Raw genomic sequence first — 21,522 nt, forward strand, 5'->3', positions numbered from 1 at the left:
AACCACCTTGCGGCGGGCGTAGTGGCGGGCGGCCCCGCTCCGGAAACCGCGCGCGTCGCCCGTTTCCTCGATTCGGTGTAACAAGGACGCCTCCCCGGCCACTACCTCGTGACATGAACACCTGGACGGACGGAGAAGCGGTGTCGGACGACAGCAGCGGTGCCGGACGGCGGCGGAGGGACGGGCGGTGACGCGGCGTGACCCCAGATGAAGAGCGCTTCACCGCCGTCTACGACGCGTGCCGCCAGAACGTATGGGCGTACGCCGCCGCGCGCGGCGGGCGGCAGGCCGCGGACGAGGTGGTGAGCGAGACGTTCGCGGTCGCGTGGCGGCGGCTCGCCGACGTCCCCGACCCGCCCCTGCCCTGGCTGCTCGGCGTCGCGCGCAACGTGCTGCGCGACGGCCGCCGGGCGGAGGCCCGGCGCGAGACGTTCACCGCGGAGCTCGGCCGGTCGGCCGCGCGTCCCGCCGGTGACATCGCCGAGGACGTCGCGGAACGGCTCGCCGTGCTGCGGGCGATGGCGACCCTGCCGGAGCGGGACAGGGAGATCCTGATCCTCATCGCCTGGCAGGGGCTGACGCCGCGCGAGGCGGCCGGCGTCGTCCGCTGCTCGCCGGCCGCGCTCCGCGTGCGCCTGCACCGCGCGCGGCGCCGCCTCCTGCACGCCGCCGGACAGGAGATGACCGCCGGGCCGGAGACGACCGCCCGGCCGGAGACGACGGACGCCCGCGGGCCCGCCGGGGCGCGCCCGCAGGGACACATGGGGCACATGGGGATCGTGAGCGAGGAGATGCCATGAGGGACGACGTGCTGCACACGCTGCGGGAGGCCAGGCCCGCCGAGCTGGACCCGGACGCGCCGGTGGACGAGGGCGTCCGGCGGGCGGAGCTGGCCCGCGCCATGGCGGACGGCCCGGCGGACGGGCGGGCCGCGCCCGCACGGCGGCGGGTCCGCCCGATGTGGGGGCTGAGCCTCGCCGGGGCGGTGGCCGCGGGGGCGATCGTCGCGGCGGCCGTGGTCACGACCGGCGGGAACCCGGCCGGCCCGGCGCCGGCGCCCGGCGGGGCCGAGCCGGCGCTCGACGCGAAGTCGGTGCTGCTCGCGGCGGCCGAGCAGGCCGCCGGGCAGACCGAGACGACGCGGGCCTACTGGCACCAGGCCACGATCTCGTCCCACCTCTACATGGTCGGGACGGGCGCGGACCGCTACGGCGTCACCGTCCGGGACAGGTCGGAGACCTGGGTCCCCGCGAAGCCGGGCGCCACGATGTGGGGGCGCCAGCAGAACCTCGGCGCCAAGCCCGCCACGGCGGAGGACGCCGCGGCCTGGAAGCGCGCCGGATCACCGACCACGTTCGAACTCCAGGCTCCGATCTCGCCTGAGAGCGGGAAGTACAAGCCGTTCACGGCGACGACCTCACCGGGCCGCCCCCAGGTGAGCGGCTCACCGCTGGTGGACGGCGACAAGGTGTTCTGGCTCGGCCGCAACGTGACGATGAAGGATCTGCGGTCGCTGCCGTCCGACTCGAAGCGCCTCAAGGCGGAACTGCTGCGCTGGTACAAGGGCCACGGCACCGAGTCGGACGATCCGATGTCGTCGGACGAATGGCTCTACGACGTGGCGCGCGGCCTGGTGATGGACATGCCGGTGAAGCCGGCGGTCCGGGCGGCGGGATTCCGGATGCTGGCCGCTCTCCCGGCGGTGAAGTCGCTCGGAAAGGTGACCGACCCGCAGGGCCGGACCGGAAACGCGATCGCGGTGGACCAGCGGACGGCCCGCGGCCTGATCCGCCACCAGATGATCATTGATCTGTCCTCGGGAACCGCGCTGGCCGGCCAGGACGTCATGCTGGCGCCGGCCGCCGGGACGCAGATCCCGGCCGGGCGGACGGTGGACTCCACCGTCACGGTGAGCACGGAATGGACGGACTCCCACCCGCGCTGACACGTCCGCGGAAGGGGCGGTGCCGGCCGTGGCGCCGTCCCTTCCCGGCGTTAGTGGCCGAGATGTGATCAGGCGCTTTTGGGGGTCCGGCGGGCGGTTTGCTGCGCGGCCCTGCGCTGCGCGGCGGCCGCCTTCGCGCGGTTGAGGCTTTCCCTGACCTTGGCGGCGCCGCGCGTCGCGGTGACGGTGTCCTTGGCGCGTCCGGCGTAAACGGCGAGCACCTCGGCGACGGGCGGCGGCTGCCATTCCTCCTTCACGGCGATCGGCAGGAGGGCCGGCGGGACGGGTACGGTTGCGGAGTTTCCAGACACGGTGTTTCCGGGCGCGGTGTTCCCGGGCACGGCGTTTCCAGTCACGGGGACGAGCGCGAGATGCGATTGGCAGTGCGGGCACTGCACCCCCGGATGGGTGTCTCTGCTCATAACACAAATCATTACCCAAGGGTCTGACAAAACAAGGGCCCGCACTTTTATGAGCGCCCGGTGGCGGCGGGGTCGCAGGCACCTGGCCGCGGAAGACCTTCACTCCGCGCGGCGCCGTGGGTACAACGTGACCGTGACCTCTCAGAAGCCTTCCTCGCCTGCGGTGTTCTGGCCCCGCTGCTCGGCCGTCCACGGATGCACCGGACGCGCGACCGGGCGGTTCGGGGGATGCCCCGCCCACCTGCGTCCCCGCGAGTTCGAGGAGTTCGCGGGCGCGCTGCGTCCGGGCGCGGACCTCGACCTGCGCGGCGTCACGGTCCCGGTGTGGCTGCTCGACGGCGTGCTGGACGCCGTCACCGGCCCCGACGGCCGCCCCCACCTCGGCCGGGCGCGGTTCGACGGCGCCGTGCTGCCCGCCGACGCGGTGCTGCGCGGCGTCTGCGTGGAGGGCGACAGCTCGTTCGACGGCGCGTGCTTCCTCGGCGGCGCGTCCTTCTACGACGCGCGGTTCTTCGGCAACGCCTCGTTCCGGGGCGCGCGGTTCGGCGGCAACGCGTCCTTCCACGAGGCCCGCTTCCACCGGTACGCCTCGTTCGAGGAGGCCGTCTTCACCTGCGACGCGCTGTTCGGGGAGGCGCGCTGGCACGCCGACGCCTCGTTCCGGGAGGCCGTGTTCATGGGCGCGGCCTGCTTCGACCGCGCCCGCTTCGGCCGGGACGCCGCGATGCAGGCGGCGCGGTTCGGCGGCCCCGTCTCGTTCAAGCGCGTCCAGGTGACCCGGCACGCCCGGTTCGAGCGGACCCGGTTCCGGCAGGGCGTGTGGCTCGGCCCCCTCGCCGCGGGCGGCCGGATCGTGCTGTCGGACGCGACCGTGCACGGCTCCCTGCGCGTCCACGCGGCGGCGCCGCGGGTCACGGCGCGCGGCATCGTCGTGCACGGGGAGGCCGGGTTCCGGCTGCGGCACGCCGAACTCGACCTGGAGGACGCGGTGTTCGAGGGCCCGGCCGCCGTCCGGTCGCTGGCCCGCGCGATCCAGGGGCTGGCCCCGCCGGTGGACGCCCCGGCGGCGGTCCGGGTCGCGTCGCTGCGCCGGGTCGGCGCGGCCGAGGGCCTGCACCTCGCCGACGTCGACCTGAGCGGTTGCGGCTTCCTCGGCCTGCGCCGCCCGGACGCGCTGGCGATCACGGGCGACTGCGCGTTCGCGACCGTCCCCGCCCGGCGCCCGCTGCACCCGTGGGGGCGCGGCGAGCGCGCCGTCCTCGCGGAGGACCTCCCGCACGGCGCCGCCGACCCCGGCCGCCTGCGGGTCCTCTACCTGGAACTGGCCCGCGCCACCGCCGAATCCGGCCGGCCCCGCGTCACCAGGGACTTCCGGTACCGGGCGCTGGAGATGCGGCGGCGGACCGAGCGCGACCCGCTGCGCCGGCTGGGCCTGCACCTGCTCTGGATCACCTGCGGCTACGGGCTGCGGGCCGGACGCGCCGTCGCCTGGCTCGCGGTGATCGTCGCGCTGGCGTGCTGCGGCGCGTCCGCCCTGCACCACGGCGACCGGGCCCGCGGCGGGCACACGGCGCACCGGCCCGGCGGCGGGCACACGGCGCACCGGCCCGGCGGCGGCGCCTGAGCCGGGGCCGGGTGCCCTAGATTACGGATTGATCAGCGGCAACCCTGGGCATGACCGGAGTGTCTGATACTTCGGTGAAATCTCCGAGTTCGACCACCGTTCATCTTGCTCAGGGAAAATCACGGTATGACCGTCACTCCAGGACAGTTCCCCCAGCCCGAAGCGCTGCCCGACGACCGCTTCCTCGACCGGGAGGAGAGCTGGCTGAGATTCAACCAGCGCGTCCTGGAGCTCGCGGAGGACCCGGCCCTGCCGCTGCTGGAGCGCGTCCGGTTCCTGTCGATCTTCGCCAGCAACCTGGACGAGTTCTTCATGGTCCGCGTCGCCGGGCTCGCCCGCCGGATGGCGACCGGGCTCGCCGTCCAGTCCGCGAGCGGCCGGCAGCCCCGCGAAGTGCTCGAACGCACCGGCGAGGTCGCGCACGAGCTGATGGAGCGGCACGCGGCCTGCTTCCGTGACGCGATCCGGCCCGCGCTCGGCGACGAGGGCATCGACATCCTGCGCTGGGACGGACTGGCCGAGACCGAGCAGGAGCGGCTCCGGCGGCTGTTCCGCGACCGGATCTACCCCGTCCTCACCCCGCTCGTCGTCGACTCCGCGCACCCGTTCCCCTACATCTCCGGCCTGTCGCTCAACCTGGCGGTGATCGTCCGCGACCCGGAGACGGACGCGACGATGTTCGCCCGGGTCAAGGTGCCGCCGCTGCTGCCGCGCTTCATCGAGGCGTCCCCCGACCGGTTCACGCCGCTGGAGGACGTGATCGCCGCGCATCTCGGGCAGCTGTTCGTCGGCATGGAGGTCGTGGAGCACCACGCGTTCCGCGTCACCCGCAACCAGGACCTGGAGATCGACGACGACATCAGCGAGGGCCTCTTGCAGGCCCTCGAACGCGAGCTGCTGCGCCGCCGGTTCGGCCCGGTCGTCCGGCTGGAGGTCGAGGAGTCGATCTCCGAGGGCGTGCTTGAGCTGCTGACGTCCGAGCTGGGGGTGGACGAGGGCCAGATCTACCGCGTCGTCGGGCCGCTCGACCTCGGCGGGCTCGCCGCGATCGCCGACCTCGACCGGCCGGAGCTGAAGTACCCCCCTTTCGTGCCGTCGAAGGAGGCGCTGCCCGAGGACGCCAGCATCTTCAGCGCCATCCGTGAGCGGGACGTGCTCGTCCACCACCCGTACGACTCGTTCACCACGACCGTCCAGCGGCTGATCGAGGACGCCGCGGCCGACCCGCGCGTCCTCGCGATCAAGCAGACGCTGTACCGGACGAGCGGCGACTCCCCGATCGTGGACGCGCTGATGAGCGCCGCCGAGGCGGGCAAGCAGGTCGTGGTCGTCGTCGAGCTGAAGGCCCGCTTCGACGAGCGCGCCAACATCGCATGGGCGCGCAAGCTGGAGACGGCCGGCTGCCACGTCGTGTACGGGTTCGTCGGGCTGAAGACGCATTGCAAGCTCGCGCTGATCGTCCGGCAGGACGACGAGGGCAACCTGCGCCGCTACTGCCACATCGGCACCGGCAACTACCACCCGAAGACCGCCCGCCTCTACGAGGACTTCGGCCTCCTCACCGCCGACCCCGAGGTCGGCGAGGACGTCAGCGCCCTGTTCAACCACCTGACCGGCTACTCGCGGCAGAGCTCCTACCACCGGCTGCTCGTCGCGCCGAACAGCCTGCGGTCGGGGCTCGTCCAGCGGATCGAGCACGAGATCGACAACCGGCGGGCCGGGCATCCGGCCCGGGTCCGGATCAAGTGCAACTCGCTCGTCGACGAGGTGATCATCGACGCGCTGTACCGGGCGTCGAGGGCGGGGGTGCCGGTGGACGTCTGGGTGCGCGGCATCTGCGCGCTGCGTCCCGGCGTGCCCGGCCTGTCGGACACGATCCGGGTGCGCAGCGTCCTCGGCCGGTTCCTGGAGCACTCCCGCGTGTTCGCGTTCGAGAACGGCGGCGAGCCCGAGGTGTGGATCGGCAGCGCCGACCTCATGCACCGCAACCTGGACCGCCGCGTCGAGGCCCTCGTCACCGTCACCGACCGTCCCCAGCGCGACGACCTGCTCTCGCTGCTCGACCGCGCCATGGAGCCCGGCACCCACGCGTGGACGCTCGGCGGCGACGGCACCTGGACGCGGGCGCGCCCCCGTCCCGGCGAGACCCTGCTGGACATCCAGACCCACCTGGTCAAGAGCCGCCGGTGGAGGACGATCGATGGCTGAGGTCGTGCACGCGGCCGGCGCGCTGCTGTGGCGGGACGCGCCGGACCACGGGCCGGAGTTCGCGCTGATCCACCGCCCCCGCTACGACGACTGGTCGTTCCCCAAGGGCAAGGTCGACCGGGGCGAGCACGTGCTCCGCGCCGCCGTCCGCGAGATCGAGGAGGAGACGGGCATCGTCGCCCGCCTCGGCCACCGCCTCCCCACCAGCACGTATCCGGTCGGTGAGCGGACGAAGCGGGTCGACTACTGGGCGGCCCGGCCCGTCGCGGCGAGCGCCTTCACCCCCAACGACGAGGTGGACGAGGTCGTCTGGCTGCCGGCCGCCGCGGCGGAGGCCCGGCTCAGCTACGGGCACGACGTCGACCTGCTCCACGAGTTCCTGCGCGGCCCCGCGCTGACGTCGCCGCTGGTGATCGTGCGGCACGCGTCCGCCGGGGAGAAGCACGCGTGGCGGGACGCCGACGAACTGCGCCCGCTGGACGCCGCCGGCCGCGGCGAGGCCGCCGTCCTCGCCGGCCTCCTGCACTCCTTCGGCCCCCTGCGGGTGATCAGCTCAGCGACGGCCCGCTGCCTGGAGACCGTCCTGCCCTACGCGCGGCTGACCCGCACGCCCGTCGCCACCGACGCCGCGTTCACCGTCGGCGAGACCGGCCCGGAGCAGGCGGTGGAGGCGCTGCTCTCCCTGACCGGCGTCCCGGCGATCGTGTGCACGCACGGCGAGATCGTGTCCGACCTCATCACCGGCCTGTGCAGGGAACTCGGCGAGAAGGTCCCGGACGACCCGAGCCTCGCCAAGGCCGAATTCTGGGTCGCGCACCTGGCCGGCGACTCGCTGACCGCCCTCGAACGCCACGCCCCCTGAGACCGGGCGCCCCGCTCAGAAGGAGGGGCCGAGGGTCTGCGACCAGGTCGTGGCCAGGCGGTCGCGGGAGGTCTCGGCCGCGCACTGCTCCTTGCCGTACATGACGCCGAGCGTGAACGCCTCCGCCGGGACGCGGGTGCGCTTCGCGGCGGCGGCGAGGTGCTCCATGGCGATGACGCCGTCCTGGTAGCCGCCGAGGACGCTCTGGATGCGGGTGGCCTCCTTGACCACCCGTTTCGCCGCCACGCCCAGCACCGGGACGGCCAGCTCCGCCGCGTACCTGACGCGCTTGGCCTCCTTGCGGGTCTCGTGGCGCGCGACATCGGGGTCGGCCGCGGTCTTGATCGACGCGTACTCCTCGGCCATCCGGTCCCAGGCCCGGGTGACGAGGCCGGGCAGCTCCTTGCGGGCCTTCTTGCCCGCCGCGGCGGCCAGCGGCGGGTCGGCGATCAGCGCGTCGAGCGCGTCGAGCAGCGCGAAGTACCTCGGCTCCTTCAGGGAGGCGTCCAGCCGCCGGTACGCGGACCGCTCCTGCTTCTCCAGGTCGTCCAGCAGGAACTCGGGGGCGCCCTGGAAGCGCATGCGCAGCACCTCGCGGTCGCGCACCTCCCCCAGCTCCTGGGCAAGCCAGCGCAGTTCCGGGCCGAGCGGGACGGTGCGCCCGGTGTCCAGGACGGGCCGGTAGCTGCGCAGCGCGCTCCGCGTCCGGCGCACCGCGACCCGCATCTTGTGGACGGCGTCGTGCTCGCCCAGCCGCGCCTTCGGGTCGAAGTTCACGATGGCCTCAACCTGCTCGGCGAGATAGGCCATGACGACCTCGCCGGTGGTGATCGCCGGCGCCTTCCCGTTGCAGGTGGCCGCCGCGATCCGCGACCGGGCCGCGGACCGGGCCGCCGCGGACGCCGACGGGACGACGGCGTCGCCCAGCAGCCGCCCGAGCTTCGACGACGACTTGGCCCGCTTCGCGCCGCTCTTGCGGAGCCGCTTGCCGGCCGCCTTCAGCAGCTCCGGGGGCCCCGAGCCCAGCTCGACCTCGACCTCCCGCCACCGCTGCGGCTCGGCGTCGAGCCCGCGCCCGGTCACCAGGTCGTCGGCCACCTCGGCCAGCTCGGCGCCGTCCGCCGCCAGCAGCCGGACCACCGTCCGGCGGGTCTCCAGCGTCGCGACGGGACTCAGCTCCGCGCCCCGCGTGTGCACCGCGACCAGCCCCGCGAGCCGCGCCGGGACGACCAGCGGCCGGCCGAGCGGGGCCCGCAGCTCCTGCTTGCTGTCCGGCCCGGCGGGCATCTTCAGGTGCCAGCCCGCGTCCGTCCCGCCCCGCCGCCGGCGCAGCGTGATCCTGTTGGCCGCGAGCCGCAGGTCCGGGGTGTCGAAGTAGGTGGCGTGCAGCTCGTGGACTTCGGGCTCCCCGAGCGCCGCCACGCCCGGCAGCCCGTCCAGGTTCGGCAGGACGAAGTCGGCGGCGGCATCGTACTTCTGCTCGATCTCGAGATGCCTATCGGCCACGCTCTGCTCCTCAGGACGTTCGGGGACGTACACGCACACCCAGGTGACAAGCATTTCACGACCAGATGAACTATGGCGGAATCCTTTACCTTGAGCCATCTGCCGGAAATGCGGTCATGCGACGCCGCGACGCCGCCCGTCCGACGGTGCGGAGCGCGCGGCGGTTTCGGCGGCGGCTACGGGACGGGCGAGAGCCCGAGCGCGTTGAGCGCGGCCGTCCCGGCGGCGGCGTGTTCGCCCCCGGCGAGCACCAGGGTGCGCGCCGACTGGTAGCCGCAGCCGGCCGCGTCGAACGCCGCCGCGGCGGCGAGTTGCCGGGGCAGGTCTCCGTCGAGGAGCGCCTCCGCACGGTCCACCTGGGCGGACGCGACCGGGTTGCCGGCGACGGCGGTCCGGGCGGCGGCGATCCGGTCGCGGGCGTCCGGGTGCCCGGCGAGCACCGCCGCCTCCGCCCTGAGCGCGGTGTACCAGTGCAGCCAGACCCAGCAGACCCATTTCCACACCTGGCCGGGCTCGGGCGCGACCCGTTCCAGCGCCGCGTCCGCGTCCCCGTGGTGGAGCAGGACCATGGCGTCGAAGACCGCGCCGTAGCCCAGGCGGTGGTCCGCCTCCGGGCCGGACTCGCCGACGATCGCGAGCCATTCCGCCCGGGCGCCGTGGTCGCCGCGCAGGCCGTGGATCATCGCGACGGACGCGGCGGCGGGCCCGGCGGAGCGCGAGCGCAGGCGGCCGCTCTTCTCCCACGCGTCCCGGAAGCGCACGCTCGTCGCGAGCACCTCGCCGGCGTCGCCGACGAACGCGTCCGCGACGAGCAGCCAGGACGTGGCGTGATGGCCCGCCTCGGCCAGCAGCGGATGGTCGGCGAGCCGCCTGCCCCACCCGCGCGCCTCCGCCAGCTCGCCCACGCCGACGGCGGTCCCCGCGGCCATGGCGAGCGCGTCCATCCGCTCGTGCGTACTGGCCGGCGCGGACGGTTCGGACGGGAGGATCGCGATCCGGCGCCGGGCGGCGGCCGCGGCGGCGAAGGGCTCACCGGCCCAGCTCCGGGCCCCGGAGAGCGCGTCGAGCGCCGCCGACTCCGCCACCGGGTCGCCCGCGCGCCGCGCCATGTCGACCGCGCGCTCGGCGTACCCGACGGTCTCCTGGGCGGGGTTGTCGGGGTCGCCCTGGACGGCGCCGAACGCGTCCGCGACCACCGCCGCCTCGGCCAGCGCGACGGCGGCCCGCGCCTGCGGGGCGTCGCCGGACAGCTTCCGCGCCTGCGCGAGCATGGCGGTCACCTCGTCCGCGGGCGGGGTCCGCGCGAACGAGCTGGAGAACCGGTACGCGACGGTGGCCGCGGTCGCGAGGTCGCGGCCGGCGCCGGCGGCGTCCCCGGCCAGGAGGGCGGTGTCCGCGGCGGCGCGGTGCAAGCGGAACGCCTCGCCGTCGAGGCTGCGGCAGCCGGCCACCGCGGCGGCCTGCCGCAGCGCCGCGGCGCCGCCGCCCTCGCCGCCGCCGCCCCCGGCGAGCCCGGCCGCCTGCTCGAACCGCTGCTGGGCCTCGCCGAGCAGGTTGCGGGCGAAGGCCAGCTCCGCCATGCGCACGGCGAGCCGGTGCGCGTCCGCGCGCAGGTCCGGCCGGTCGGCGGCCCAGGCGAGGGCGGCGCGCAGTTCCTCGGCCACCGCGTCGAACCGGGCGCGCCAGTCCGCGCCCCCGGTCTCCTGGAGGGCCTCGGCCCTGGCCAGGCACCAGCCCAGATGCCGTGCCCGCACGTCCGTCAGCTCGCCCGCGCCGTCGAGCCGCTCCGTCCCGTACTGGCGGATCGTCTCCAGCGCGTGGTACCGGGTGCCGGTCGCGGACGGCGTCACCGAGAGCAGGCTCTGCTCGGCGAGCACGCCGAGACCGTCGACGACCTCACCCGGATCGAGCGGGGCGAACCCGGCGACCTCGGAGGCCGCCTCGATGGTGAACGGCGCGACGAACACCGACACGCGGCGCAGCAGCGCCCGGTGCCGCGGCTCCAGCAGGTCGTGGCTCCAGTCCAGCACTGCCCGCACCGACCGGTGCCTGCCGTCGGCGCGGGACCCGCCACTGAGGATGCGCAGCTGGTCGGAGAGCCCGGACGTGAGGCCGTCCAGCCCGAGCGTGGACCACCGCGCCGCCGCCAGCTCGATCGCGAGCGCCATGCCGCCGAGCCGCTCGCAGACGGCCACCACGCCCTCGACGCCCTCGACGCCCTCGCGCGCCGCCGGGCCGGCCGGCGGACCCACCGCCGCCGCCCGGTCCATGAACAGGGCGACCGCGTCCGACTCGTCCCCGCCGTCCCGCGACAGCGGCGGGACGGGGAAGACCCGCTCGAACGGCACCAGCAGCCGGGCCCGGCTCGTCACGAGCACCCGCAGCCGCGGGCAGGCCGCCAGCAGCCGCTCCACGAACGGCGCCACCCCGTCCCGGACGTGCTCGCAGTTGTCCAGCACCAGCAGCGCCCGGCGGTCCGCCAGCGCGGCCGGCACCGCGTCGTCGATGGCGTGCCCGGGCCGCTCACCGGCGCCCACGGCCGCCGCGACCGCCGCCCCCACCCGTCGCGGCTCGGTGACCGGGACCAGGTCGACGAACCACACCCCGTCCGCGAAGTCGCCGGCGAGGTCCGCGGCGACGGCCAGCGCGAGGCGCGTCTTGCCCACGCCGCCCGGACCGGCCACGGTGACGAGGCGGTCCGCCCGCACCGCCGCGGCGAGTTCCGCGCGCTCGCGCGTCCGTCCGATGAACGCCGTCAGCGGCGCCGGCAGGACGGGCGCCGCCCGCCCGGCGCGGGCGGACTCGGACGCGTGCCGGGCGAGGGCCCGCCGGTCCGGCAGCCCCAGCTTGCGCAGCAGCGAGGAGACGTGCGACTCCACGGTGCGGACGGAGATCACCAGCCGCGCGGCGATCTCCGCGTTGCTCAGGTGCTCCCCGAGCAGCGCGAGCACTTCCGCTTCCCGAGCCGAGATCGCCGGACTGGTCACCGGCTCATTATCCGTGGTGCGTTCCGTGCCCGGCACGGACGCGGCCCGCGCCCCGGCCGGGAGAGCCTGGGATCACACCGACGGACAGGAGTGACCATGAGCCAGGCCGCGGCCCTCGCCGCCCCCCGCACCCGCGCCCAGCGCCGCCGCGACACCGAGCACCGCCTCGCCCACGACGTCGACGCCTGGGTGGCCAGCGCCGCGCCGGACGGCGCCCCGTACCTGGTGCCGCTGTCCTTCGACTGGGACGGCGAGGCGCTGCTGGTGGCGACGCCGCCGGACAGCCCGACCGGCCGGAACCTGGCCGCCACCCGTTCCGCCCGGCTGGCGCTCGGGCCCACCCGCGACGTCACCGTGATCGACGGCGAGGTCGAACCCGTCGACCTCGACGCGCTGCCGCCGGAGCGCGCGGACCGCTTCACCGCGCGGACCGGCTTCGACCCGCGCGCGTCGGCCGGGCCGTACCGCTGGTTCCGCATCACCCCGCGCCGCGTCCAGGCCTGGCGCGAGGTGAACGAACTGCCCGGCCGCGACCTGATGCGCGACGGCCGCTGGCTCCCCTGACCGGCGCGCGGACGCCGCCCGGCGGCGCGAGGTTCGGGTGAACGGGTGACCGCTTCGAGCCAATGGCCAGGTGGAACCGGACGGACGGCCGGCACATCGATGTATCCGAGATCGTCCGACATGGGGGTTTTTGTGAAGCGTGCAGTCCCGGTTCTCTCCGTTCTCGCGCTCGGCGGCGTACTGCTGCTGAGCGGCTGCCAGAGCAACTCGCAGCGCTGCGTCAACGGCAAGTGCCACGTGACCGTGAACGGCGCCGGACAGACCGTGGAGGTCAACGACGTCGACGTCACCGTCTCGCAGATCTCCGACCAGGGCATGACGGTGTCGGCGGGCGGCTCCGCACCCGCCACGATCGCGACCGGCCAGGGCGCCCAGGTCGGCCCGGTCTCCATCAGGGTGACCTCGATCGAGGGCCAGAAGGTCAAGTTCGACCTGCGGTAGCCCGCACGGGCGCCGCACCGGCTACGGGGCCTCGACCCCCGAGATCAGGTACCTCATGACCTCCGCACCGCGGATCTGGGCCGCCTGCTCGGGCTCGGGCCCCGCGGCCCGGAAGCGTTCGACGTCCTCGCCGCTCTCCCACCGCTCGTACACGTTGATCCGTCCGGGCTCGACCAGATCGGCCGACACGGCGAAGTCGAGACACCCGGGCGCCGCCCGCGCCAGCTCGACCGCCTCCCTGCACCCCTCCAGATAGGCGTCACGCGCATCGGCGTCCACGGACAACGTCCCAGCAATGATGATCACGTCCACCGTCCCCTCACCACCCGCAGTGTCCCCCACCCCACCGACACTTATCGCGGGGTGCGAGCCGCGGACGGGTAGGGTCGGGCCGCGTGACAGGTGACAGCGTTCGGACGCGCCCGAGGCGGCTCAAGGAACCGGTGCCGCCCACGATTCCGGACTCGCTGAGCGAGGCGAGCATCACGGAGAACGATCTCGTCGACGACGGCTTGTACCTGTCGATGCGGTTCGGCCCGCTGGACCTGTCCGGGCGTGACTGCGAGGACGCCGAGTTCGAGCGCTGCCGGTTTGAGGAGACGCGCCTGTCGGGCTCGACCATGCGGCGGGCGGAGTTGCGGGACGTCGCGTTCGACCGCTGCGACCTGGCGAACCTGAGGCTGCCCGGCGCACGAGTCTTCAACACGGCGATCGACGGCAGCCGTCTCACCGGGACGGCGATGACCGAGTGCGGGCTGCGGGACGTGCTGTTCAGCAACTGCCGCGCCGACCTGTCCTCTTTCCGCTTCGGGCGGTTCAAGAACGTGGTGTTCCGGGACTGCGACCTGATCGAGGCGAACTTCCAGGAGGCCGATCTCGCCGGTGCCCGTTTCGAGCGCTGCAAGCTGAGCGGTGCGCAGTTCAGCCAGGCCAACATGCGAGGCACCCGGCTCACCGAATGCGACCTTTATGGCGTGCACGGCATTCAGAGCTTCGCGGGCGCCGTCGTGACCATCGCTGACGCGCAAGGCCTGCTGTTCACCCTGGCATCGGCGATGGGAATCACCATCGGCGACTGATGCCGAAGCCCGCGTCCAGAGTGATCGACGCCGGGTAGGTTGATCGTTCTGTGGCTCAGCAGTACTTGGAGGAGCCCGTCCTGCCCCATGAGCATTTGTCGGCCAGGCAGCCGCCATTCGGGGATCGGTGTTGATTCCTGGCCAGCTCTGGGTCCGCTGTCAACCTGGCTCATTCACCAGGCGTCCTACGTACCGTGTCTTCGCAGGTCATCCGTGGAAACACGGACTGCTTCGGGGGAGTGTCGACGGTTGCCTCGGCGGCACCGGCGGGCCGGGCGTCAGCGCAGGTTCTCGTGGTTGCGAATGATTTCGCTCAGCGGATCGGACGGGTACAACTCCAGCCATTCGTCCGCGATAGGCCGCACAGCGGGACTCAGGTCCGACAGCTTGTACCGGTCCATTAGCGAGCGAAGGATGAACCCGGCCTGTGAATCGGGGCCGTGGGTTTCCAGCCAGGCGAGCGCCTTTTCGGTGACCGTTTCGACGTCCTCGTCCTTCAACTCCGCGCGGTCCAGCGTCGGGGCCAGGACGAAGCTGGTCTGGCGGCGTGCGCCGTGGGAGTCGAGCCAGGCGAGTGCGTGATCGATGACCTTGTCGAGGGATTCGCCCTCCAGGCCTCGATGGTCGAGCAGCGAGCCGAGGATGAACCGGGTCTGGAGCGTCGACCCGCGCGCGCTTATCCAGGTGAGGCCGTGGTCGGTGATGGCGTCCACAGCATCGCCCGGCAGGTCTTCGCGGTTCAGGAGAGCCCTGAGGATGAGGTCGGCCCTGGGGGTGGTGACATGGGCGTCGAGCCAGCTGAGGGCGTGGGCGAGGGCCTTGTCGAAAGCCTCGCCCGACAGTTCCGCACGCTGCAGCAACGACTTCAGGACGAGGCGCGTCTCCGTGGCGTCCGGATTCGTGTCAAGCCAGACCAGGGCGCAGGCGGCGGCCTGGTCGAAGAGTTCGTCCGTGAGATCTCGGCGTCCCAGCAGCGACTTGAGCACAAGACGCGTCTCCGCCACGTCGGGGTTCGCATCGAGCCAGATCACCGCGGAGGCGGCGGTCCTGTCCAAGAACTCGCCCGCCAGTTCCGGACGCCCCAGCAATGCGGTGAGGACGAAGTGGGCGTGCAGGGTGGGCGCGTGCGCATCGAGCCACGTCACGGAGTGGGCGACGGCCGTGTCGAGCGGGCCGTCCGGCAGGTCCTTGTACCGCAGCAGCGAATTCAGAATGAACCCGGCCTGAGGTGTGCTGACGTTGACACCGAGCCAGGAGAGGAGATGGTCGACCATGTCGACGGGCGCGGCCGCCGGATGCAGCCGCCCCAGCAGCGCCCTGAAGACATAGCTGGCCCGGGATATGGTGGCGTGCTCATTGAGCCAGGCCAGGGCGTAGCCGACGGCGGTGTCGAAGGGTTCGCCCACCAGGTCTTCGCGCCCCAGCAGCGGCTGGAGGATGAAGCTGGCCTGCGGCATGGTGCCGTTGCTGTCGAGCCAGGTCAGCGCGTGGCCGGTGGCCATGCCGGCGTGCCTGTCCGCCATCTCCTCGCGTCCCAGCAAGGCCGCGAGAACGAAACCGGCCTGAGGCGCCGCCACGTGAATGTCGAGCCAGGTCAGCGCATGGCCGACGGCCGATCCGAAACGCTCACCCGTCAACTCCGGACGCGCCAGCAGCACCGAGAGGACGAAATGGCTCTGGGCTGCGGTGTCCTGATCGTAGAGCCATGCCAGCGCGTAATCGGCCGCCTTGTCGAAGGTCCCGCCCGACAGTTCCTGGTGCCCCAGCAAAGGGTGGAGGACGAAGCCCGCCTGAGGCGTGGTGACGTGGCCGTCGAGCCATACGAAGGCGTAGCCGACCGCGGTGTCGAAGCGCTCGCCCGTGAGGTCTTCACGCCCCAGCAACCCCGCGAGCACGTATCCCGCCTGGAGTTCGGGGACGTGACCGTCAAGCCAGGTGAACGCGTGGCCGACCGTCATGTCGAAGGGCTCGTCCTTCAACTCCGAACGCCCCAACAGCGCCGCGAGGACGTATCCGGCCTGGGGAGTGCGGGCGTGAGCCTTGAGCCACGTCAGGGCGTAGACGGCGGCCGTCTCAAGGGGTTTGCCCGTCAGTTCCCTATGCCCCAGCAAGGAATGCAGGACGAAGTCGGCCTGCGCGTTGGTGACGTGGCTGTCGAGCCAGGTGAAGGCCCGGCTCACGGCCGTGCTGAAAGCCTCACCTCGCAATTCGGTTCGCCCGAGCAGCGCTTTGAGGACGAAGTCGGCCTGCGGCAAGGTGACATGCTCGTCGAGCCACGCCAGCGCGTAGAGCGCCGCCGTTTCGATGGAGTCGCCCACTAACTGCTTGTGCCCGAGCAACGCCGTCAGGATGAACCCGTCCTCGGGTGCCGCCGCGTGACCGTCGAGCCAGGTGAAGGCATGGTCGGCCGTCTTGTCGAAGAACTCGCCCGCCAGTTCGGCGCGTTCCAGCAAGGCCGTCAGAACGAAATCGTTCTGGACGCCGGCGCCGTTCTCATCGAGCCAGCTCAGAGCGTAACCGACCGCCCTGTCGAAGAACTCGCCCGCCAGCCCCGCCCGCCCCAGCAAAGCCGTGAGCACGAAGTCGGCTTGGGCCGTGGCGACGTGCGTGTCGAGCCAGGCGAAGGCGCGGCCGGCGACCGCTTCGAAGCCCTCGTCCCTCAGCTCCTCACGTCCGAGCAACGCCGCGAGGACGAAGTCGGCGCGGGGTGTCATCTCGTGCTCGTTGAGCCATGTCATCGCGTGGCCGACGACCGATTCGAAGGCTTCGGCCAGGGGTTCCTTATGCCCCAGCAGCGAATAGAGGACGAAACTGGCCTGCGGTGTGGCGGCGTGGCTGTCCAGCCAGGTGACGGCGCAGGCGGCGGCCTTGGTGAAGGCCGTGCCTCTCAGCTCGGCGCGCGACAGCAGGGAATGGAGGACGTAGCTGCTCTGCGCCGAGGCGGCGTGCTCGTTCAGCCAGGTCAGGGCATGATCCGCGGTCCTGCTGAAGGACTCGCCCGTCAACTCCTCCCGTCCCAGTAATGCCGTCAGGACGAAGGCGGCCTGGGGTGCGGTGACGTGATAGTCGAGCCAGGTGAAGGAGCGGCGGACGGCCGTGTCGAACAGCTTGCCCGTCAACTCCTCCCGTCCCAGCAAAGCCGTCAGGACGAAGCTGGCCTGGGGCGCGGTGGCGTGAAGGTCAAGCCACTTGCTCGCTTCACGGACGAGATATCTGTTCTCCGTCGACTCGCCCCGGAGCGCCTTGTAGAAGAAGTGCCGCGCGAAGATCGACCTGCCGTTCCTGGAGAGCCAGGGCGCGACCAGGTTCTGCCATCGCGCGAAGGCGACCGGGGACCAGCACGGGCTGTCGATGACCGCGCCGAGCGCGTAAGCCCCTTCGTCCTGCTGCTCGGCGAGCACGCCGCCGGCGCGATCGGCGTGCGCCGTGAGCCAGTTCTCGCAGTAGGCGCTCAGCACCCTGTCGCGGTCGCCGTCCTCGAAATCCCGGATCATCCGACCCAGGTTCATGGCGTAGCGCCCGATGCTGCGCGCGCGTATCAGGCAGCCCGACATGATCCGATCGGCCACGGTGGTGCGCACGGTCCTGCTGCCAGACCGGATGAGCGTCCGTTCTAGCAGCTGGTCGGTGACGATGTCGTGCACCGCGGCCGGCCCGTGATCGGTCGAGATCACCCAGCCCATGGACAGGAGGACTCCGAGCAGGTGGCGGGCCTGTTCCGAGTTCCCGTCCAGCACGGCGGCCCCGGTGGCGATCAGACTCTCCTCGTCCTGCGGCGCCGCCGCGATCATCGCGGTGATCGCCTGGAGGTTCAGCTGCGGCTCGGCGTCCGAGAACGGATCGGGGGCGGCCTGGACGGCGAGCTTGTCCTCCTGCAGGCGCCGGTTGAGCCAGTCGATCAGCTCTTCGGGGCGGACACCCGGAAGCTCGGGGTTGAACCGCCTGCGGGATGCCTGCGACTCGGCCTCCCGGGCGATGAGCATCGCGATGGCGGGACGCAGACCGCAGAGATACCGGAACTTCTCCTCGCCGACTTTCACCGACGCCGTCGGTGCGAGCGAATCGATGATCCGATCCCGGATCCGCACGGTCTGATCAGCGTCGGGTTCGAGCCGGACGACCTTGAACAGGGGCGTCAGGGAGGCGCCGGCCTGATGCTGCCAGCCCGGCCGCGCGGAAGCGAGAAGCGCGACCTGCGTCCCGTTCTTCCGCGCGTCCGGCAGCACCCGGTGGCGCAGCGTGGACAGCTCCTGCAGCAGTCCGGACTCGTTGAGGTAGTCGATGATGACGAGCACCTTGTCGCCGCCGGCCTCGATCGCGGCCGCCACCTGGTCGGAGGTGACGACCGGCTCGCCCGACCTGACGTGCAGCACCGTCCAGCCGTCCTTGACGGCGCGGTTGCCGACCTCGAAACACGTCCGGGTCTTTCCCGCGCCCGCGGCTCCCACCAGGAGAATGCCGTCGGCGTCGGCATCGGCGTTGGCGACGCCTTCCGAGAGGAGGGACAGGAGCCGGTCGGGGTGAATGTCGGCGTTCTCATCCGGCGGCACGAACCGCAGGCAGTCGTTCATCAGGTTCCGCCGCATGCCGCTGAGGCCGGCGACCTCGGCGGCATGGTCGACGATCCCGGGCGAGATGACCGGGCCATCGGCCTCCGGCAGGTCGACCAGGTCGTCGACGCCCGCCTTCACAAGGCCGGAGAAGGCGCCGTCCGCCAGTAGGGCGGAGATGCGAACCGCCTCGACGCGCCCCGTCGGGAAGTTCCGCGGCTCGGCGACCACGAGGCCGATGAGGACGTCGTCGTCCCCGCTGATGACGGCGGCCCCTGAATTCCCAGCCCAGGGCGACCGGAATTCATTGTCCTTCGCGGGCAGATCGCGAGGCGCTGTCAATTTCGAGTTGAGCGCGTACCGCTTGTTCTCCAGCCCCGTGGACGGCATGACCCGCCACGCGTGCGCCTCGTGCCTTCTGTTCCCGCGTCCGTCCCGCTGAGCCCTGGGATAGCCCAGCGTGATGCAGTCGACCGGTTGCAGGCCCTTCAGTTCCCCGTAGCGGATGGGCGTCCATTCCTCCGCCCACGGAACGGCGCCCGCGACGCGCACCAGGGCGGCGTCGAGCCCGAGATGGTCGGCGCGCCAGATGACGATCGCCCCGTGCGCGGCACCGGTGAAAGGCGTGACATCGCACGGATCTCCGTGCGCGCCGACCACATGACCCGAGGTCAGGACGAGATCAGGACCGACGGCGAAACCGGAGCCGGTCGAACTTCCCTTGACGAGACACAGACGCGACAACGTAGCGGAGTGCCGGGCATCTGCCATACCGTTCCACTCAGTCGTCGTCGTCACCGATCAAGGTTTCAGAACCTTCGGGCACGGCCGCGCCGCGGGGCTTCAAGCTGAGCATCATGCGATGGGTCGACGATTTTCCGCTCTCCCGGCCACCGCCCGCGGCGACCTTCCACAGGGAGAGTTTGCCCTCCATCTTGCGCCGCGTGTCGATCACCATGTTCAATTCCAACTCGATTGAGCTGACCTCGAATTTGAGTTCGTCGTCCTTGCCCTCTTCCATCGCCTCCTTCAACTCCATGCGGAGTTGCTTGATGGCGTCGGAGAGCGGGATTCCGAACGAATCACCTTGATTCTGCGAGGCCTCGCCCATGCCGCTCCAATCAGAACTGCCGCCGATTCGTCATTGTCGAACTCTAGCCCCAGGCACGGTGGAGCGGAAGGCCGGGCCGCACCGCTTCCGGGCGACTCCGGGCCCGCCCATCCGGCCGCGGCACGCGGAACCGGGGCCGATCAGACGACCCGGGCGCAGAGCACTCCCGCACGGAAGTCCTCCCATCTGCGGGAGCCGTCCGGGCACGTGCTCGCGTAATAGCCGGTGAACTGGAGGATGTAGTTGAACCCCTTCGGCACGGTGTCCTTGTTGCACGACCACGAGGTCATCAGGCCATGGCCGGTGATGGACACCCTGCCTTTCTCGCTCCCCCGCTTGCCCAGGAAGCACTCGCCCTCCCTGAATTGCCGCCGCACTCAGAGGTAGATCCTGTCGCCGTCATGCACGGGAGACCGCCACCATGATTCTCCGTCGAGCGGCTCGGAATTGCACGAGGTGCTCGAACTCCGCACCCCGGTCACCTCCTCGACGGCCTCGTGCAACGTCGGTCCGGCGATGTACTCCGTCACCAGCCACGGCGGGTCGGCGCCGGTGTCGGCGTCGACGACCTGGGCCGTGTAGAAGCCGCCGATGCGGCGCGCCGCCGCGACCTCCTTCGCGAACCGCCGCCGGAAGGACGCGTTGTCGGCGAAATGCGGGTGGACGACCTTGACCGCGACGAGACGCCGGCCCTTCGAGCGCCCCAGGTAGACCTGGCCCATCCCGCCGGCCCCCAGCCGCGCCAGCAGCCGGTACGGCCCGACCCGTTCGGGATCGCCGGTCCTGAGCGCCTTGAGTCCTCCGCCGAACATCTCCCCCCTGCTGAACGCAGTTGTCTGTTTGACGGCAAGCGTAGCGAGGATGATCGTCACGTTCTGCGTCCTCGGACGCACTCACGGCCCGGCCGCGCCCCCGCCCCTCAGACCTCCTCGGGGTCGCGGCCGAGGACGTGGCGGCCCCCGTCGACGGGCACGACGGCGCCGTTGACGAAGCTCGCCTCGTCCGACAGCAGGTAGGCGACGGCCGCGGCCACCTCCTCCGGACGTCCCACCCGTCCCAGCGGGTGCAGCAGGCGCATCTCGTTCTCGATCCGCGCGGCTTCGGCGGGCTCCTGGCGTCCCAGGAAGGCCTCGTACCGCTCGGTGGTGATCGAGCCGAGCGCCACCACGTTCGTCCGGATGCCGTGCGGGCCGTGATCGACCGCCAGCGCCCGGCTGAACCCCTCGGTCGCCGCCTTCGCCGTCGCGTAGGGAAGGGACCCGCGGACCGGACGCTGCGCCTGGTGGGACGAGACGTTGACGATCGCGCCGCCCGTCCCGGCGTCCAGGAAGCGGTGCACGGCGGTCACGCAGCCGACCACGGCGGGGTCGAGGTTCAGCGCGACGAGGTCCAGCAGCTCCCGGGCGGACGGGGAGACGACGTCGCGGAAGACGGCGGCGTTGTTGACCCAGCCGGTGAGCGTCCCGGCCTCCTGCGCCCGGTCGGCCGCGCGGCCGGCGACCTCCTCCTCGGCGGCGCTCCCCACGACCGGGATGACCCCCGCGCGGCCGTCCGCCCACGCGAGCGCCGCCGGATCGAGTTCGATCACGACGACCGAGCCTCCGTCCGCGACCAGGCGTTCGACGATGGCCCGGCCCACGCCCCGCCCTCCTCCGGTCACCACATACGACCGACTCACGGCGCACCTCTCCTGTCGACGGCTTTCCGCCCATCCTGGCGCGTCCGGAGATCCCGGTTTCCCGGTCGACCCACCATGCCTTCACGTAACCTTTCCCCTACTCTCAGTGCACGAGGAGGCAGGTTCCGATATGGCGCGACGTTCTCGTTCCGGCAGGCGGCCGGACGGCCCGGCTCCGCGGGCGTCCCGCCGGCGCCCGAGGCTCGGCTCGTCGGCCGCCACGCTGCTGGCCGCCGTGATCACCTCGGCCGCCCTCCTCACCGCCGCTCTGATCAACTACGGCTTCGGCGGCGGCGGGAGCGCCGGAGGCCCGGCGACACCCGCGCCGAAGGTCGTCGACCGGACGCCCACGTCGGCGCCCCCGGCCGAGGCCGCGACGCCTTCTCCGTCGCGGCACGGCCGTCCCAAGGCGAAGTGCTCGTGGCTGGGCGACGGCAAGTGCAAGGCGTCCGTCACCAAGAACCCCCAGGGCGGGTCCGCCGGTGAATGCGGCGGTTCGGGCGGCCAGGGAAGCGGTGGATGCTCGGCCAGGGTCGACTAGCCGA

The 21,522-nt window shown here is 72.3% G+C and carries 18 protein-coding genes; 9 read left to right on the plus strand and 9 right to left on the minus strand.

Annotated elements, in window-relative coordinates; all coding sequences use genetic code 11:
• Nucleotides 1-197 precede the first annotated feature (197 nt).
• The gene (locus tag SM611_RS21010; protein WP_371951562.1) at nt 198-800 is read left to right on the plus strand and encodes an RNA polymerase sigma factor; all 603 of its coding nucleotides are present in this window, start codon (nt 198-200) and stop codon (nt 798-800) included.
• Nucleotides 797-1,945, plus strand: coding sequence for a CU044_5270 family protein (locus tag SM611_RS21015; protein ID WP_371951563.1), 1,149 nt, complete (start codon nt 797-799; stop codon nt 1,943-1,945). The genes SM611_RS21010 and SM611_RS21015 overlap by 4 nt, the downstream gene beginning before the upstream one ends.
• A gap of 68 nt (nt 1,946-2,013) precedes the next feature.
• Here SM611_RS21015 and SM611_RS21020 read toward each other — a convergent pair whose 3' ends face one another.
• Nucleotides 2,014-2,256: a hypothetical protein gene (locus SM611_RS21020; protein WP_371951564.1), complete on the minus strand. Its 243-nt coding sequence runs from the start codon at nt 2,254-2,256 to the stop codon at nt 2,014-2,016.
• A 244-nt stretch (nt 2,257-2,500) separates the two neighbouring features.
• Here SM611_RS21020 and SM611_RS21025 point away from each other — a divergent pair, with 244 nt between their 5' ends.
• The 3 genes from SM611_RS21025 to SM611_RS21035 all read left to right on the plus strand — a co-directional run bounded on the left by SM611_RS21025 (nt 2,501) and on the right by SM611_RS21035 (nt 7,061).
• Nucleotides 2,501-3,991, plus strand: coding sequence for a pentapeptide repeat-containing protein (locus SM611_RS21025; RefSeq protein WP_371951565.1), 1,491 nt, complete (start codon nt 2,501-2,503; stop codon nt 3,989-3,991).
• 126 nt (nt 3,992-4,117) lie between these two features.
• Entirely contained in the window at nt 4,118-6,199 is a 2,082-nt protein-coding gene (locus SM611_RS21030) for an RNA degradosome polyphosphate kinase (protein ID WP_371951566.1), read from the plus strand.
• On the plus strand, nt 6,192-7,061 hold the full coding sequence (locus SM611_RS21035; protein ID WP_371951567.1) for an NUDIX hydrolase: 870 nt from the start codon (nt 6,192-6,194) through the stop codon (nt 7,059-7,061). The genes SM611_RS21030 and SM611_RS21035 overlap by 8 nt, the downstream gene beginning before the upstream one ends.
• A gap of 15 nt (nt 7,062-7,076) precedes the next feature.
• On the opposite strand, the gene SM611_RS21040 is transcribed toward SM611_RS21035, so the two are convergent.
• Together SM611_RS21040 and SM611_RS21045 are read right to left on the minus strand one after the other, a co-directional pair.
• Nucleotides 7,077-8,621 (minus strand): CYTH and CHAD domain-containing protein, encoded by a 1,545-nt coding sequence (locus tag SM611_RS21040; protein WP_371951568.1) that lies wholly within the window; start codon nt 8,619-8,621, stop codon nt 7,077-7,079.
• Nucleotides 8,622-8,743: 122 nt separating this feature from the next.
• On the minus strand, nt 8,744-11,554 hold the full coding sequence (locus SM611_RS21045) for an ATP-binding protein (protein ID WP_371951569.1): 2,811 nt from the start codon (nt 11,552-11,554) through the stop codon (nt 8,744-8,746).
• 96 nt (nt 11,555-11,650) lie between these two features.
• Here SM611_RS21045 and SM611_RS21050 point away from each other — a divergent pair, with 96 nt between their 5' ends.
• Nucleotides 11,651-12,118: a pyridoxamine 5'-phosphate oxidase family protein gene (locus SM611_RS21050; protein ID WP_371951570.1), complete on the plus strand. Its 468-nt coding sequence runs from the start codon at nt 11,651-11,653 to the stop codon at nt 12,116-12,118.
• 132 nt (nt 12,119-12,250) lie between these two features.
• A complete protein-coding gene (locus SM611_RS21055) occupies nt 12,251-12,559 on the plus strand; it encodes a hypothetical protein (RefSeq protein ID WP_371951571.1) in 309 nt (102 codons plus the stop codon).
• A 21-nt stretch (nt 12,560-12,580) separates the two neighbouring features.
• Here the strand turns inward: SM611_RS21055 and SM611_RS21060 are convergent, their stop codons facing one another.
• A complete protein-coding gene (locus SM611_RS21060; protein WP_371951572.1) occupies nt 12,581-12,901 on the minus strand; it encodes a putative quinol monooxygenase in 321 nt (106 codons plus the stop codon).
• Nucleotides 12,902-13,002: 101 nt separating this feature from the next.
• Between SM611_RS21060 and SM611_RS21065 the strand changes: the two genes are divergently transcribed.
• Nucleotides 13,003-13,638: a pentapeptide repeat-containing protein gene (locus SM611_RS21065; protein WP_371951573.1), complete on the plus strand. Its 636-nt coding sequence runs from the start codon at nt 13,003-13,005 to the stop codon at nt 13,636-13,638.
• A 278-nt stretch (nt 13,639-13,916) separates the two neighbouring features.
• On the opposite strand, the gene SM611_RS21070 is transcribed toward SM611_RS21065, so the two are convergent.
• From SM611_RS21070 to SM611_RS21090, 5 genes are all read right to left on the minus strand, one after another.
• Nucleotides 13,917-18,986: a trypsin-like peptidase domain-containing protein gene (locus SM611_RS21070; RefSeq protein ID WP_371951574.1), complete on the minus strand. Its 5,070-nt coding sequence runs from the start codon at nt 18,984-18,986 to the stop codon at nt 13,917-13,919.
• Nucleotides 18,970-19,299 carry a trypco2 family protein gene (locus SM611_RS21075; protein ID WP_371951575.1) on the minus strand — a complete coding sequence of 110 codons (330 nt, stop codon included), beginning with the start codon at nt 19,297-19,299 and terminating at the stop codon, nt 18,970-18,972. Before SM611_RS21075 ends, SM611_RS21070 begins: the two co-directional genes overlap by 17 nt.
• A gap of 140 nt (nt 19,300-19,439) precedes the next feature.
• Nucleotides 19,440-19,613 carry a hypothetical protein gene (locus tag SM611_RS21080; protein ID WP_371951576.1) on the minus strand — a complete coding sequence of 58 codons (174 nt, stop codon included), beginning with the start codon at nt 19,611-19,613 and terminating at the stop codon, nt 19,440-19,442.
• A 63-nt stretch (nt 19,614-19,676) separates the two neighbouring features.
• On the minus strand, nt 19,677-20,111 hold the full coding sequence (locus SM611_RS21085) for a protein kinase (RefSeq protein ID WP_371951577.1): 435 nt from the start codon (nt 20,109-20,111) through the stop codon (nt 19,677-19,679).
• A gap of 107 nt (nt 20,112-20,218) precedes the next feature.
• Nucleotides 20,219-20,977, minus strand: a complete 759-nt coding sequence (locus tag SM611_RS21090; protein ID WP_371951578.1) for an SDR family NAD(P)-dependent oxidoreductase — start codon at nt 20,975-20,977, stop codon at nt 20,219-20,221.
• Nucleotides 20,978-21,107: 130 nt separating this feature from the next.
• Between SM611_RS21090 and SM611_RS21095 the strand changes: the two genes are divergently transcribed.
• On the plus strand, nt 21,108-21,518 hold the full coding sequence (locus SM611_RS21095) for a hypothetical protein (protein ID WP_371951579.1): 411 nt from the start codon (nt 21,108-21,110) through the stop codon (nt 21,516-21,518).
• The last annotated feature ends 4 nt before the right edge of the window (nt 21,519-21,522 follow it).

The organism is Actinomadura monticuli (genome assembly GCF_041463655.1).
Classification (GTDB): domain Bacteria; phylum Actinomycetota; class Actinomycetes; order Streptosporangiales; family Streptosporangiaceae; genus Spirillospora; species Spirillospora monticuli.

What these genes read in the sequence shown, in the direction of transcription:
- SM611_RS21075 (WP_371951575.1), bottom strand. Translation starts at nt 19,299, where the DNA reads ATGGGCGAGGCCTCGCAGAATCAAGGTGATTCGTTCGGAATCCCGCTC.
- SM611_RS21040 (WP_371951568.1), bottom strand. Translation starts at nt 8,621, where the DNA reads ATGCTTGTCACCTGGGTGTGCGTGTACGTCCCCGAACGTCCTGAGGAG.
- SM611_RS21035 (WP_371951567.1), top strand. Translation starts at nt 6,192, where the DNA reads ATGGCTGAGGTCGTGCACGCGGCCGGCGCGCTGCTGTGGCGGGACGCG.
- SM611_RS21050 (WP_371951570.1), top strand. Translation starts at nt 11,651, where the DNA reads ATGAGCCAGGCCGCGGCCCTCGCCGCCCCCCGCACCCGCGCCCAGCGC.
- SM611_RS21015 (WP_371951563.1), top strand. Translation starts at nt 797, where the DNA reads ATGAGGGACGACGTGCTGCACACGCTGCGGGAGGCCAGGCCCGCCGAG.
- SM611_RS21030 (WP_371951566.1), top strand. Translation starts at nt 4,118, where the DNA reads ATGACCGTCACTCCAGGACAGTTCCCCCAGCCCGAAGCGCTGCCCGAC.
- SM611_RS21085 (WP_371951577.1), bottom strand. Translation starts at nt 20,111, where the DNA reads ATGTTCGGCGGAGGACTCAAGGCGCTCAGGACCGGCGATCCCGAACGG.
- SM611_RS21095 (WP_371951579.1), top strand. Translation starts at nt 21,108, where the DNA reads ATGGCGCGACGTTCTCGTTCCGGCAGGCGGCCGGACGGCCCGGCTCCG.